Genomic DNA, 14,708 nt, shown 5'->3' on the forward strand with positions numbered 1-14,708 from the left:
TGATAGCTGTGAATAGTTAAAGCTCTTTTTCTGATTAAATTAAATATGGAAAAGAATGCCTGGTGCGTTCTGCTTCAGGCATAGTGCGCCTGGCTAAACTGCTGTAAGCAGCCTTCCTAAAGATAAGAAAGAAGAATTAGCGGACTATCCTGCTCTAGCCTGATTTAACAGAAAGACCAGAACAAAGCAGTAGTGAAAGGTGCCTTTTCCATTCATCCTGTTTTTGCTGATAGCCGAAAAAGCACAGGACAGAGCAGGATAGAAAGCAAAAGGAAGTGAATTAAATTAGCTAAATCAGTGTAACACTTTTTCTGACTTCGATGACATAAACCAGAGGTGCTCCTCTGTATAACATTAACTTAAGTAAATAATGAATTATAACACGGTTTCCTTTCGCAGTATCATCCTTATCTGCTGCCTTGTTCTGGTTGGTGCCGCTCAGGTACAGGCGGAACGTTTGCCAAAAAAGAAGAAGGTGCTTAAAACCCTTACCCTTGCCAATGATTATTTCATGCAGAAATGGCCTGACCCGGGCAAGGAGATTGTGACAAATAAAACCCGCCCCAGCAACATCTGGACCCGTGGCATCTATTACATTGGGTTGATGGAGCTATATGAGGCAGACCCGCAGAAAAGGTACTACGACTATGCTGTGGACTGGGGGCAAAAGCACAACTGGGGGCTAACCGGAGGAAACCATGTTCGGCACGCCGATTACCAGACCTGCGGGCAGACGTATATTGAGCTTTATAAAATAGACCCGAAGCCGGAGCGGATTCGGTCTATCAAAGCGTCAGTAGACAACATGGTAAACAGCACCAAGTCTGATGACTGGGACTGGATTGATGCCCTGATGATGGCCATGCCCCTGTATGTGCAGCTAGGCGAAATTTACCCAGCGGATGCACCTGCCTATCATGCTAAAATGTATGACCTGTACAATGCTACCAAAACGGAGATTGGCGGGGGCTTGTATAATTCACAGGACGGCCTGTGGTGGCGTGATGCTGACTTTGTGCCGCCTTACAAAGAACCAAACGGCGAGGACTGCTACTGGTCCAGGGGAAACGGCTGGGTAGTTGGAGCGTTGGTGAGGGTGCTGGAGCGCTTGCCAAAAGATGCGCCGCACCGCGACGAGTATGAGAAAACATACCTGGAAATGATGCGGGCGCTAGTGCCGTTGCAGAGGCCCGATGGCTTCTGGAATGTGAGCCTGCACGACCCGAACCATTTTGGAGGAAAGGAAACGTCCGGCACTGCTTTGTTTACCTATGGCATGGCCTGGGGTGTGAACAATGGATTGCTGGAGCCGAAGGTTTACAACCCTGTCATCACGAAGGCCTGGAATGCAATGGAAAAAGAAGCCGTAAATCCGAATGGATTTTTAAGCTATGTGCAAGGCACTGGCAAAGAGCCGAAAGACGGGCAGCCTGTGTCTTATACCAGCAAGCCTGACTTCGAAGACTATGGCCTCGGCTGCTTTCTACTGGCCGGAACAGAAATTATGAAGATGAAGTAGGGGTACTTGTTTGTAAAATATTGTTAAAATCAAAAAGGAGATGACTTGATTAGTCATCTCCTTTTTGATTTTTAGAACCATTCTGTCTTAGCAGCTTATCATCATTCAATTACAAATGCTTTCTTTAGCAGAACCCTTTTTTGCTCTATAATCTCGAAAGTCCAGGTTCCCTTTATAGTTTCCCAATCGTACTCAAAGGAGTAGTAGTCAAAGTCGTTATGGTTCAGGTAATTTATTTTATGATCTATAGTTTCATTTATAGTAGTACCTGTCTCAGGGTTAACCAACGTTGGGTGTGATATTTTACAAACAAACTCTACAGGCTCTGTGCTATCCGTATATCCTTCTATGAAGTATTGTATTCCAAACTTCAGGCCTTCTTCTCCTTTTAGCTTATTGATCCTATCAAGAAAAGAAATTCGTCCAGGGCGTAAAAAGTAACCTGAAGGACTATCTTCTGCAGGTTCTTTAAATTCCTCGTCAGTTTCTAACCTTCCGAAGTTTAAGAGCTGTATTGCTTTTATATTCATTTTATCAAGTAGTACGTAATTGTTTTTGTACAAGTGTAGTGCGGGTTCATAAAATTCTTTCTGTTTACCCACTACAGCGTGTTTGTAGCAGACAGTTCACTTCCAGATGCTCAGCCCGCACTACACTTGTGCAGTGTTAGTAGATGTATTTGTGGGTTTTCTTATGCCTTGGCTCCCAAATTAGCCTGACAAAAGAACTGAATCTTTCATTTTCTCTTTTTACTGGTATTCCTGTTACTATTCCTATCAAAAGATTATCAACTATACCTAGCCTCATCTGTGGTCGAATGGTCATGTCAAAGTCGCTCTTATTGAATGTTTTGTTAAACTCCATTCCAATAAAGTTCCTCGTTCCAGAAATCATGTAGTGAAAGCTGGTATTGATATCGTATGTAGTATGAAAGTTCCTCGTCTGGAAGTCCTGCTCTATCATCGGACCTGTATAGATCAATGAGTGATAATTGTTTCCCCAGCGTTTGGCAACAACTAAGAATGGGTTATAGACATTTCCTTTGATCAATGGACTTCCAAAACTCCTGAAATCTGACAGTTCAAACTCATTAATATAACCAATGGCCATGGAGGTTGCCATGGGCTCATTTACTAAGAAAGTCCATTGAGCGGCTAATTTTATACTGTTCAATCTATCTGAAGGAACAGAGTCTTCTGAAACACCTCTTAAAGGAGAATAGATAGTAAAGGGCAGTTCTACTTCCAGGCCCAAACGGTCGACAGGAGCCCATTCGTACTCCACTAAGGCTTCATAAGAATCAAATCTCTGATTGTCCGTTAGCCCCAAACCGATGTTCCATTCCTTCTCACCTTTTCGTGCTCCGAGGTCCCGGATAAGGTCAATATACAGTGGTTCTGCATGCAGTACTTTGGCAGGTTCTTTAAGGTCTTCTACTTCCTGTATGTAAAGGCTATCTTTTATTGCGGCGCTGTTTTGCGCATATGTGTATGATGCTGATGACAAAAGGAAGATCAGCATCAAAATAATCTTGATGTTCATTTCAAATTTATTTTTGTAAACAAAGGTTTCTTGTGCTTTTTTCTAAAAGCCAAGATGAGTGGTCTGCAAAAAACAAATCAGATTTTGGGCGGAGGGGTGCTAAGTTGGAGATACCCTATGGGCAAACAGTCTTTAAAATTGGGGTATTGCTGTTTCCTTAAATTAAATGTATTGTCCGGATAGGGCTGTTGAATGGCGTACTGAACGAAAAAGTCAATTTTAGAGGTCTTTTTCTTTGTATGTTCTTCTGTATCATGATCATCGTATTCAACGATAGCGTTCTCAAACCCCAGTACTTTTTCCAGGAGAAGTTCAACCACACTTTCCTGGTCGTTAAATGACAAGTCTTCAGGTATGTGTTCCGGATTAGGATCAAGAGTGTCAATGCTGCTGTTTAGGAAGCACAGTGCCATCAGACCCCAAAGGACTTGAATAAAGATGCTATTTCTAATGCGGCTAATCACGGTGCAAATCTAACGCTTTATTCAGTATTTTCTTGTGGCAGCTATAGAATGTAGCTATGGAGTGGCGTAGCTACATTCTATAGCTGCCTTAACAATGGGGGTGTAGCAAATTCAGGATGGTTTAGCTACAACTCCATATAGTAAAAGCTCATCATCTTTATTTGGCAACAGCACCATTTTCTTAAACTGTAACTCCAGTCTCTCTAGTAGTTTTTGGGAAGCAGCATTATGAATTCTCCGCTCCTGTCTACTCCCAACCCTTAAGCAGTATTAAAGAGGAACCTCAGACATTAGATACATAGCCGGAAACTACAGAAGTTTAGGTTAAAGAAACCGTGAATGCACATCTGTTACTACAGCAGCTTAGGCAAAATTTGAGAGCCTCTTTACTGTACACATTTCTTCCTGCGAGCCTGGAGGCTCGCAGGAAGAAATGTGTCACCGGATGAATACCGGCGCCAGGTCAATGCCTACTGTAATTTCTTAAACTCAGCCTTGGTCACTTTAAAGATACTGCCATGGCGCATGCCTTCGGGGAAGAAAATTTTGTCTGAAATATCAACCCAGTTTTTCAGGTCTTCTGATTGTACGGCACCCATGCTGTGGTCGATGTATTTATCGAAATAGACAAGCCATTTATCTCCAAGTTTTAAAGTGGTCGGGCCTTCTGCCCAGTAGCTACCGGTGATGGGAGGACTGGCGGCACTGTAGGGGCCTGTCAAGCTATTGCTATAAGCTACCTTTATGTTTTTCTGAGCCGGCTCACGGGTCTCGTCTTTCAGGAACATCACGTAACGGTTGTTGTCTTTTACAATCGTGGCGTCTATCACGTTAAAGCCCGGCTCATAGAGCAGCTTCGTGTCGCTGAAAGTCTTGAAGTCTTTTGTGGTGACGTAGTACATGCGGTGGTTGTAAGCATCGTCTTTCTCAGACTGCGTCTCAGGGTACAACCCCGTGATGGTTGTGGCCCAGTAGATCATGTATTCCTTCTTCTCGTCATCGTACGTCACCTCCGGGGCCCAGGTATTGCGGGCGCTTGGCTCATGCGCCATCACGGGTCTAAACTGCTGCTCTGACCAATTGAGCAGATCTTCTGAACTGGCATAGCCAAGTCCTTTTTCGTTCCAACTCACCGTCCAAACCATATGAAACCTGCCGTCTGCGCCCCGGATAATGTTGGGGTCGCGCATGAGCTTATCATTTCCGGCAGTAGGTTTCAGGAAAATAGAATCATTCTTGAGTGCTTTCCACTGGTAGCCATCCAGGCTATAAGCCAGGTGCAGGCCATCACCATTTCCCTTGAAGTAGGAGAACAGGTATACCTCCTCTTGTGCCGCTGCTTGCTTTTGCGACACGGTGCAGGAAATAAAGGAGAGTAGCAGTAGAATATAGCACAGCGATTTTTTCATAAGGAATGTGTAATGGCAGCACTAGTGCCAGTATGTGAAGTAGATTTGGTGTGTATCTGTAAGGAAATTGTAATGTATAAAAACTGGAATCACCGAAGTTTATAAATGTTAGCCTAGAAATGCAAGGAGCTTATTAGCAGTAGTAGTATATAATGGGTTTTTGCTACAAACTTGCCACACTTTTCAAACTTAGAAAGTACTTCAGCTGCAAGAAGGCTTTGCTCAGAAACACACTTATTACTCCTGTAGATGTGCTTTACTATAACTATGCCTTCAGGCCTATTCCATAGTAGCTTCGTTTTTTCTGCTTGACCGGGTCCAACCACCCCTACCCCTCCTTGTCAAAGGAGGGGAGTCTGCTTATCAGGTTGCCGAAGGCTTTTTCCATTGTTGAGGCTTTAAAATATATCACCAAAAACAGCCAGCATGAAGTGAATGAGTTTCCAGTCTTTGGGTTGAGCGCCTTGTAAATTTCCGGTGCCACGCCAGTGGCAGCCGTCAGGCAGGAAATATACACAGCGCGATGCCCTTAAGAGGGCCCCTACCCCCACGACGAGGCCCCTCGGCCTTGAGAGCACAGGAAGGTAAGATGGAAAAGGCTGCTAATGAGTCGCTGGATAAGTTGTACCCACGGCAGCTTAGTCAATACTTTGAAAGGTGGTAACAAAACAGGTAAAGCGTAGAAACGGGCCTTTCTTTCAGAACATCCGCTTCTACGCTTTACCAACTTAATAAAAATTAGCTTTCTGGCTATGATACGAACTACCTCAACTGTCCCAGGTCATTATTTCACCCCGGTCCTCGATTTTGAGGCATTCCGCCAGCGTTTTCTCGTCGTAAGACAGGCCGTATTGTTTCAGTACATCTTCCGGAACACCATCCCAGGCGTTGGGTTTGTTGCCCATGTAGTTCATGTCTTCTATGCCCATTTTGCTCGAAAAGAAGCCCATGGCCGTCAGGTTGCGCATCTGGTTGAAAAAGGTGACGCCCTGGCTGTTCTCCGGCGCTGCTTTCTCGGGGTAGGCAATCAAATCGACCAGTTCTATCTGCTGGACTTTACTGGCCTTCGCAAACGGTTGTCCGAACAGCTTATTTGATTTGATGTCCAGCCAGCGTAGACCACCCCGCATCGGGACCTGGTATTCAGGCTGGTCCTTCACAATAAACTCAATGAACTCGGGTACGCCGGCATCTGAAGCACTGCCGGAGCGGTCATCGGCCGGAATAATAATATCACTCAACATCGTAATCGTGACCATCTCCGCATCAGTAAAGAACTTTTCACCCATCAGGCGGGCATCACGCTCTTTTTCCTCGGCTGTACGCCCATATCCTTCTGTTGGCTTGACGTCACTTACTACGGAATTCGGGTTTTTCTCCTCGATTAAGGCATCGCAGCCTACCAGCAAGGTGCCGGTGCCTAACGAACCGATAACCAGGGCTTTCAGGGATTCTCTTCTATCCATAATATTTATCGCTTAAACTAGACTTTGCTTTTTAACCTGATCTAACATGAATTCAGAGGCTCGCATGGACAAGGCCATAATCGTCCAGGTTGGGTTTTTATCGGCTTGGGATACAAAAGGACCGCCATCTACCACAAAGAGGTTTTTTACTTCATGTGCCTGGCAGAATTTATTCAGCACGGAGCGTTTCGGGTCATTCCCCATGCGGGTGGTGCCCACTTCATGGATGATACGGCCAGGATTTGCTAAACCATACTTTTCATCTGCCCCTGGTTTTTCGCCGAGTGCCACGCCACCCATCGCGTCGATAATGCTTTCGAAGGTATCGTGCATGTGCTTGGCCTGCTTTATTTCGTGCTCACTCCAGGTGTAGTTAAACCGCAGCACCGGTATGCCATATTTGTCCACCACGTTAGGGTCAATTTCGCAGTAGTTGTCTTCGCGGGCAATGCATTCGCCACGGCCTGCAAAACCAACATTGGCGCCGTAAAAGCGGCGGTAGTCATCTTTCAGCGAAGCGCCGTAGCCACCGGCTGCTTTCATTTGGCCGTCTCTGCCCGCATATTTGCCGTTCAGGTTTTCGATACCCGAACCGAAACCATAACCCGGCATGCCCATGCCGCCGCCATACTCGATGTGGTAGCCCCGGGCAAAATCCAGCTTGCTGTTGTCGAGCCACCACGGCGAGTACACGTGCATGCCGCCCACGCCGTCTTCGTTGTAGCGCTTGCGGTCCATGAGATGAGGAATGAAAGCACTGCGGGAGGCACCGGTAGAATCGTGCAGGTACTTGCCGACCACGCCGCTTGAATTGGCTAAGCCATCGGGGTGCTGTGCTGATTTGGAATTGAGCAACAGGCGGGCTGATTCGCAGGCGCTGGCGGCTAGAACAATCACTTTGCCGTTTACCTGGTATTCCTGCATATCAGTTTTGTCGGTATACAAAATGCCGGTGGCTTTTCCCGATTTGTCGGTGAGCACCTCGCGGGCCATGGCATTTACGTACACCTCCACGTTGCCGGTATTGCGTGCCGGTTTTACAAGGCAGGTAGACGAGGAGAAGTCGGCGTGCACTGAACAGCCCCGGCCGCACTGGCCGCAAAAAAAGCAGGTGCCCCGTTCCTTGTTGATAGGCCGGGTGAGCATAGACTTTCGTGCCGGTATAACCGGAATGCCAATGCCCATTGCCGCTTTCTTAATCATCAGCTCATGCAAACGGGGTTTAGGAGGTGGCAGAAAGTACCCATCCGGGTCGTTGACCAGACCCTCGTTGGTGCCAAATACCCCTACCATTTTATCTACTCTGTCATAATAAGGCTTGATGTCGGCATAGGAGATAGGCCAGTCGTCGCCCAGCCCATCCCGGCTTTTGCGCTTAAAATCGTGCGGCCCAAAACGTAATGAAATACGTCCCCAGTGGTTGGTGCGGCCGCCCATCATGCGGGACCGAAACCAGTCGAACTCGGTGCCCTCTTTGCGGGTGTAAGGCTCGCCTTCTATTTCCCAGCCACCGTAAGCTGCATCAAAGTCACCGAAGGCCCGGGTGGTGCCGGCGCCCCGCCGTGGCGACTGATAAGACCATTTTAACTGGGTCTGCTGATCCGGGTTGGCAGGATCATAATCAGGTCCGGCTTCCAGCAAGGCTACTTTTACACCTGCTTCCGATAATATTTTCGCAGCCATACCGCCTCCGGCCCCGGAACCTACAATCACTACATCGTATACTTCGCCCTTCTTTTTTAATTGAAATGCCATAAGGTTGGTCTATTTATGTAAGCGCTTCTAAAGATTTTATAATCAGTGTTTCTTTAACATCTGAACCAAAGTGCCGGATTAAATAAATGCCGGTAGGTAAGCGGGGTAAGAAAAGACTGTAGCCGTTTTCAGAACGAACAGCGTTCCGGTGTAAACTGCCTGTGCATTAGCTCAAAGGCAAGAGTTGGAATGTGGCCTACTGTATGATGCTCCCGTAGATAGAATTGCTTTATAAGTATAGCATTTTTTTTCTGCATTTTTAACTCTGCTGCAGATTATTTCAAGGCACCTTAAGTTTATAAACCTACGCTTCAGCAATATGAGCACTTGGTAAATGTTTTACTTACAAACCTTGCTATGCCAGAGCGAGGCTAAGGGTTAGTTAAGCTTCGCACCGGCATAGCAAGGTTCAAATATTATATGAAAGGCCTGGAACGATGTGTGCCAGGCCTCTGAGATTCTTAAAACTCAGGATAACCCGGGTTTTGTGGGCTGAGATTCGTATTGTTTCTTCTTTCCGGCGTAGGTAACGGGAACAACAAGTGCTTCTCTTCTAATGATTTGTTAGAGTTTTTGTTAACATGACCAACAAAATTGTCGAAACCCTTTGTCGTCTCGTTGAACACTTTTCGTAGCCGCACCATGTCAAACCAGGTAATGCCCTCGTAAGCGAGCTCATGCCAGCGCTCCTTCCATACTGCCTCCCGAAATGTTTCCTGGTTGTAAGTGCCTAGGGAAGGAGTCGTTAGTTCAGCACGGTCACGGATTTTCTTAAATGCATCATAGGCTTCCTGCGTAGGACCGCCCACTTCATTTTGTGCTTCGGCATAAATCAGCAACACATCAGCATACCGGATGATAGGCACATTCAGGTTGTTGTTACGCGTAGGTGTGAGGCCTGGGGCACCAGCAGAAGTGATATTGAAGTGCTTGAAAATATAGGGAGCACCTAACTCAAAAGGAGCACCTGTGCCATTGGTGTAATAACTGGTGTAAAAATAGCCCTCTTGGTTTTTGGTGCGTAAGTCTCCTGTTTCATAAGATTCATAGAAGGATACAGTTGGCACAGTGCTTCCGGTACCTGAAGGGCCTGCAAATGTAACAGGTTTAAAGTTCGGGTACATGTTCTCCATGGGGTTGCTTGCTACCAGGTTGTTGTACTGCACCATAAAAATATGCTCTATTGTATTTTCTGTACTTTCATGGTGCACCTCTCCATAGGTATCGAAAAGATTGATAGAGCCGGGGTTTGCATTAGCATACGCAACCACCTCATAGGCTTTGTCGGCGGCCAGCTTATAGTGGCTTGCGCCTTTCTGGAGCGGGAAGCCTGCCATGGTTAAATAAACTTTTGCCAGCAGCGATTTGACTGCGGCCTGAGATACCCTGCCGGTAGCGTCCATCCAGGGCAAATCAGCTGCTTCCGCCTCAGTTAAATCAGATACAATGAGCTGGTAAACTTCTTCCTTAGGCGCTCTCGTAGGCATAAAATCAGGCGAGGTAAGGCTTTGTGGTGAGGTTATCAAAGGAATGTCCCCCCATAGTTGTACTGCCCGGAAATAAGCCCATGCACGTAGAAACTTTGCCTGACCCAGAATTCTATTTTTCTGACCTTCATCCATTGGCGTAATAGCCGGAACTCTGTCAAGTAGAAGGTTTGTCTGCGCGATTAACCGGTAGAGGCCGTTCCAGTAGTTAGACACATGGCCGGTATTGCCATCGTAAATCAAACCGTAGAGGTTGTTCAAATCTGAGTTCTGGCCTGTTTCTGTGGTGGAAGTTCCGGTAGGGGCTTCCAGCATCTGCCAGGTCGAAGAGAATATACCGGAACCGTCAAAAACTAGGCGGGTGTCGGCATAGGCGGCAGCTAACGCAGCTTCAGCATGATCTGGAATAGTGTAAAAGTTATCCGGTGTCAGGTTAGAAGGTGGCGCCTCGTCCAGGAAATCATTGCATCCTGAAGCGCCCAATAGTAACACAGCACAAAGGAAAATCTTTGTCAGATTTTTATGTTTATAAAATTTCATAGAATTTCTCTTAAAGTAAAACATGTTTATAAGCCAATTTGCACACCTAGCAGGAAGGTGCGTGGCTTAGGATAGCCATGCCAGTTTTGCCCCTGTGAAAACACATTCTGCGCATCCGTGGCTCTGATTCCAACTGTCTCCGGATCTCCGATAACTTCATCATCCACAAGCAGGAACAGGTTTTGGGCGGAGGTGTAAACCCGCAGGCGGTTCAACCTGATTTTTTCGGCAACAGCGACGGGAAAGGTGTACCCAAACAAGATGTTTCTGCCCCGGATAAAGGAACCGTCTTTGATCCAGTGGCTGTCTACGTTGGTGATGTAGCCGGCCCTTGTATCCCGTATCTCAGCAACCATAGTGTTCTGGTTTTGCGGTGTCCATGCATTCAGTACAGTTTTATAGCTGTTTGCTAGGGCCTGACGGTCTTCACTTGAATGCAAGGTCATGTCCAGTACATCATTGCCATACGAATACTGTAGATCTACTAACAAGTCGAAGTTCCTGAAGCGGAAGGTGTTGGTAAGTGCACCCCAGGCTTTAGGAGTGCCATTTCCGATGATGCTTCTGTCAGCATCGGTGATGGCATTGTCTCCGTTTACATCCAGGTACTTAATGTCGCCGGGCAAAAGTGTCTTACCAGGGCGATAGCTTGTAAACTGAGCTGCTTCATCTCTTTCTGCCTCACTCCAGATGCCGACACGAGTTAGGCCCCAAAAAGAACCTACCGGCTCACCCACACGGATGATGTTTGTCTGGTTTGTAAAGCTAGGGCCGCCCACTCCAAAGATGTCGGCAGGTGACGCCAAGGTCAGCACCTTGTTTCGGTTCATAGAAACGTTGAAGCCTGTAGTCCAGGAGAAGTCTCCGCCTTCTATGTTGACGGTGTTCAGCGATAGCTCTATACCTTTGTTTTCCATGGAGCCCACGTTTTTACGAATAGTGGCATAGCCGGAGGTGCGTGGCACTGGAGCATCCAGCAGCATATCGGTGGTCTTGCGGTAATATACATCCGCCTCCAGGGTAATGCGGTTGTTTAACAGACCAAGTTCTACGCCAACATCTGCCTGGGCTGTTTTTTCCCACTTCAGTTCGGGGTTCGCCAAGCGTGTCAGGCCTGTTCCGCCTACGCGTATGTCACTAATAACAGCGGCATAGTTAGAACTCAACAGGGCTAAGGAGGAATAAGCCGGAATTTCAGAATTACCAGTCAGACCATAGCTACCGCGCAGTTTCAGGTTAGATATCACAGGGTTTCCTTTCAGGAATTCTTCCTCTGAAATTCTCCAGGCCAAGGCAGCAGAAGGGAAGAATGCGAACTTGTGATTCTCACCGAAACGGGATGAACCATCTCCCCGACCTGTTATGGTGAACAGGTATTTATCCATGAGGCTGTAGTTTATACGGCCGAAGTAGGAGTTATAGGCTGTTCTGGAAGCGCTTGAACCCACAAGCGGTGACGTGCTGCCGGCACCCAGGTTGTTGTAAAGGAAGTAGTCGGTAGGGAAGTTGCGGATTGAAGCATCGGTGCCAAAATTATTGGTTTCCTGCCAGGATATACCAAGTAAGCCGGTGAAGGCATGGTTTTCTCCAAACTTCTTATCATAAGTCAGGTAATTTTCCAAGGACCAGAAGCTCTCTCTCCAGTTGCGGGCGGCAGCGTTTCCGCGGTTGCCAATATCCAGGGTGCGGGTAGTGGATTCTACGTTTTCCTGCGTCAGGATGTTAGTGCCCAACACAGTACGCATCACTAGACCTTCCGCAAACTGTATATTAGAATACAAGCTACCAATTGTTGTTTGGGTGTTTAGCAGGTACTTCCGGCCATGCAGACGGTGCATAGAACTCATCGTGCCTTCCGCCAATGGGTAATCCCGGTTATTGGCAAACGTGCCATCCGGATATCTTACCGGCATAAACGGAAAGTCTTCTACAATCTGGCGAGCCACCTGGTCTGATATGTCCACCAGGTTTTCTGTTTGGTTGTTGTAGCTGAGTGTTCCACCTACTTTCAGCCATTTCTTTATCTGATCTTCAATGGTAAACCTGCCGGAGTACCGCTTCATGTAGGAGTTTATCAAGAAGCCCTGGTCATCGCGATAACCAAAAGAGAGGGAGTAGGTGGTGCGCTCGTTACCGCCGCTAAAGCCCAACTGGTGGTTTTGGGACAGTTTAGACTGAGTGGTTTCCTTCAACCAGTCAGTGTCGTGCAAAGGATTACCGTTTGCATCAAACACACCTCTGGCAATCAGGTTCGGATCCGCACGCTTCAGCGCCGGGTTCAGAGAAGCCCATTTGCCTGAGGCCCAACCTTCTGGGTCATATTTCTCCATGTTTCGCCAGGCCAACTCCTCGACTGCCAGATATTCCTGTGCATTAAGTACTTCTGGGCGGTTTGGACCAATGCCCGTTGTGCTGAAGTCCACATTGTAGGTAATCTGGCCTTCTCCGGAGCGACCCTTTTTTGTTGTTACCAGAATAACGCCGTTGGCTCCTCTGGAGCCATAAATGGCTGTGGAAGAAGCATCTTTTAACACTTCAACAGACACGATATCGTTAGGGTTGATGTAATCTATTGGGGAGCTGGATTGAGCTAGGTTGCTCTGCGGCATCATTACGCCGTCAATTACATACAAGGGGTTATTAGAAGAGTTGATGGAGCTGAATCCACGAATCCGGACGTTAGTTCTGCCGCCAGGCCGCCCTGAGTTGGTGTTTACCTGTACGCCAGGCATCTTACCGGCCAAAGCCTGGTTCAGGGAAGGTACTGGGCGTTCCCGAAGCTCGGCTTCTTTTACAGAGGTAACAGCCCCGGTCAAATCCGATTTCCGCTGGGTGCCATACCCGATTACAACCACCTCTTCAAGCGCCTTGGAATCTGTTTGAAGCTGCACATTCACAACAGACTTATTGCCGATAGGCACCTCTTGTTTCAAAAAGCCAATGTAGGAAAACACAAGGGTGCCGTTTTCCTGCCCATCCGGAACGCTTAGGCTATAGGTGCCATCCAAGTCAGTACTAGCCCCGACGCTTGTGCCTTTTAACACCACGGATACACCAGGTAATGGTTCGCCTTTGCTGTCTGTCACCCTGCCTTTCAGCTGAATGGCATACTTTAGCGAAGTGTTCATGAACAGTGCCGCTTCCAGAGTACCAGTCGTTTTTACTGGCCGATACATGTCAGCCGCCTGGCTTTGTGTTGCAGTTAAACCTGCGCATAATGTAAATGTAAGCATGCCGGTACAGAAGAACCGCCCTCTTACTTTTACATGCTCGTAATCAAACAAACTTGTAAATCGGTGTTTCATATAACTACATTTTGGTGAATATTCAATTCAGAATGCGAGCTATAACCACCTACAACCATCTGTTAAAAATATAGGCAAAGATGGATAGCAACAACCATGGCAGGTACTCCTGCCGAAGATGACACTCATTTGGAAGACAGCCTAATCTAACTGAAGGAGGGTTTTATTCTCTTATCAGGGTCTGGTTAGTCTTATATTTGAACTTAAACCCATCTTTAGATAGAACTAATCTATTTATTTGATGTAAATAAATGATTTTCAATGCAATAGGTTCTTGTATCGTGCAATATTCAGTATTGATGTAATCGGAACATGCTACTTGGAAAACAGAAATTTTCCAGACATGGATTAAGGTATCTCTTCTCGATACCCCGTAGGTAATTTAGTTTTGGAAGGAATTGTAGTTTACTAGTGATTGAGCACTTACATATTGCAATGTAATAAAACTTTTATTGCATACTGTGTTTTTCTTATTATTTTTTGGGATGCTATTATTTTGTGACGGTTGTAGTGATGTAATCAGGTTAAGGTATATAAGTTTGATTCATATTAGAAAGGCAGCTGTTTAACTAAATTTTACCATTCAAGGGTATAAAGCAACGCAAAAGCCAAGTATGAAGAAAAGCAGTGGCTAAAAGAAGCCTGCATTCTAAAGTAATCTTATTTATATTGCTTTAACACACCTAACGCTTCACATATACAGTCACCAGGATATAAAAGCTTTCTTTATCATCCTTCTTTGTGCTTTGCTCTTTACACAAGCTTTTGCTCAGGCACCTGTCAGAGTCGCAGTGGCAGGCTTAAGCCATGGGCATGTAGACAGGATTTTCAACAGGAGAGACAAAAAGGATCTGGTGCTGGTGGGGATTTTCGAACCTAACAAGGAGTTGGCGGACAGGTATGCCAGGCGCTATAAGCTGGACCAGAAGCTGTTTTTCAATGACCTCCATAAAATGCTCGACAAAGTGAAGCCGGAGGCAGTTTCTGCTTTTGGAGCAACCGATGAGCATGTGAACATTGTCAGGGCATTTGCCCCGAGGAAAATTCATGTGATGGTGGAAAAGCCGCTTGCTGCAACGTTTGCCGATGCAAAAGAAATTCAGTCGCTTGTAATGAAGAATAGAGGCTATCTCAAAAATGGGAATCCCAGCTTGAGTTAATATGTTGGTTTCTCATGGAGTTGACAAACGAGCAATGGGAAAGGGTAAAAGACCTTGTGCC

10 protein-coding genes are annotated in these 14,708 nt (G+C 46.5%); 2 read left to right on the forward strand and 8 right to left on the reverse strand.

From position 1 onward, the window contains the following. Positions 1 to 370 precede the first annotated feature (370 nt). Positions 371 to 1,519, forward strand: coding sequence for a glycoside hydrolase family 88/105 protein (locus ACYVB1_RS15975; protein ID WP_460924786.1), 1,149 nt, complete (start codon positions 371 to 373; stop codon positions 1,517 to 1,519). Between the two features lie 101 nt (positions 1,520 to 1,620). Here ACYVB1_RS15975 and ACYVB1_RS15980 read toward each other — a convergent pair whose 3' ends face one another. The 8 genes from ACYVB1_RS15980 to ACYVB1_RS16015 all read right to left on the reverse strand — a co-directional run bounded on the left by ACYVB1_RS15980 (position 1,621) and on the right by ACYVB1_RS16015 (position 13,487). Then, positions 1,621 to 2,121, reverse strand: coding sequence for a hypothetical protein (locus ACYVB1_RS15980; RefSeq protein WP_460924787.1), 501 nt, complete (start codon positions 2,119 to 2,121; stop codon positions 1,621 to 1,623). 64 nt (positions 2,122 to 2,185) lie between these two features. Continuing rightward, on the reverse strand, positions 2,186 to 3,061 hold the full coding sequence (locus tag ACYVB1_RS15985) for an HAEPLYID family protein (protein ID WP_460924788.1): 876 nt from the start codon (positions 3,059 to 3,061) through the stop codon (positions 2,186 to 2,188). 77 nt (positions 3,062 to 3,138) lie between these two features. Then, positions 3,139 to 3,525: a hypothetical protein gene (locus ACYVB1_RS15990; protein ID WP_460924789.1), complete on the reverse strand. Its 387-nt coding sequence runs from the start codon at positions 3,523 to 3,525 to the stop codon at positions 3,139 to 3,141. Between the two features lie 470 nt (positions 3,526 to 3,995). Continuing rightward, the gene (locus ACYVB1_RS15995) at positions 3,996 to 4,934 is read right to left on the reverse strand and encodes a glycoside hydrolase family 43 protein (protein WP_460924790.1); all 939 of its coding nucleotides are present in this window, start codon (positions 4,932 to 4,934) and stop codon (positions 3,996 to 3,998) included. Between the two features lie 767 nt (positions 4,935 to 5,701). Then, a complete protein-coding gene (locus tag ACYVB1_RS16000) occupies positions 5,702 to 6,400 on the reverse strand; it encodes a gluconate 2-dehydrogenase subunit 3 family protein (protein ID WP_460924791.1) in 699 nt (232 codons plus the stop codon). Between the two features lie 12 nt (positions 6,401 to 6,412). Beyond that, positions 6,413 to 8,155 (reverse strand): GMC family oxidoreductase, encoded by a 1,743-nt coding sequence (locus tag ACYVB1_RS16005; RefSeq protein ID WP_460924792.1) that lies wholly within the window; start codon positions 8,153 to 8,155, stop codon positions 6,413 to 6,415. Positions 8,156 to 8,616: 461 nt separating this feature from the next. Next, a complete protein-coding gene (locus tag ACYVB1_RS16010; RefSeq protein WP_460924793.1) occupies positions 8,617 to 10,182 on the reverse strand; it encodes a RagB/SusD family nutrient uptake outer membrane protein in 1,566 nt (521 codons plus the stop codon). Positions 10,183 to 10,208: 26 nt separating this feature from the next. After that, positions 10,209 to 13,487, reverse strand: coding sequence for a SusC/RagA family TonB-linked outer membrane protein (locus ACYVB1_RS16015; protein ID WP_460924794.1), 3,279 nt, complete (start codon positions 13,485 to 13,487; stop codon positions 10,209 to 10,211). Between the two features lie 746 nt (positions 13,488 to 14,233). On the opposite strand from ACYVB1_RS16015, the gene ACYVB1_RS16020 reads away from it, so the two are divergent. Further along, entirely contained in the window at positions 14,234 to 14,647 is a 414-nt protein-coding gene (locus tag ACYVB1_RS16020) for a Gfo/Idh/MocA family protein (protein ID WP_460924795.1), read from the forward strand. Positions 14,648 to 14,708: the final 61 nt, after the last annotated feature.

Source organism: Pontibacter brevis (assembly GCF_054779655.1).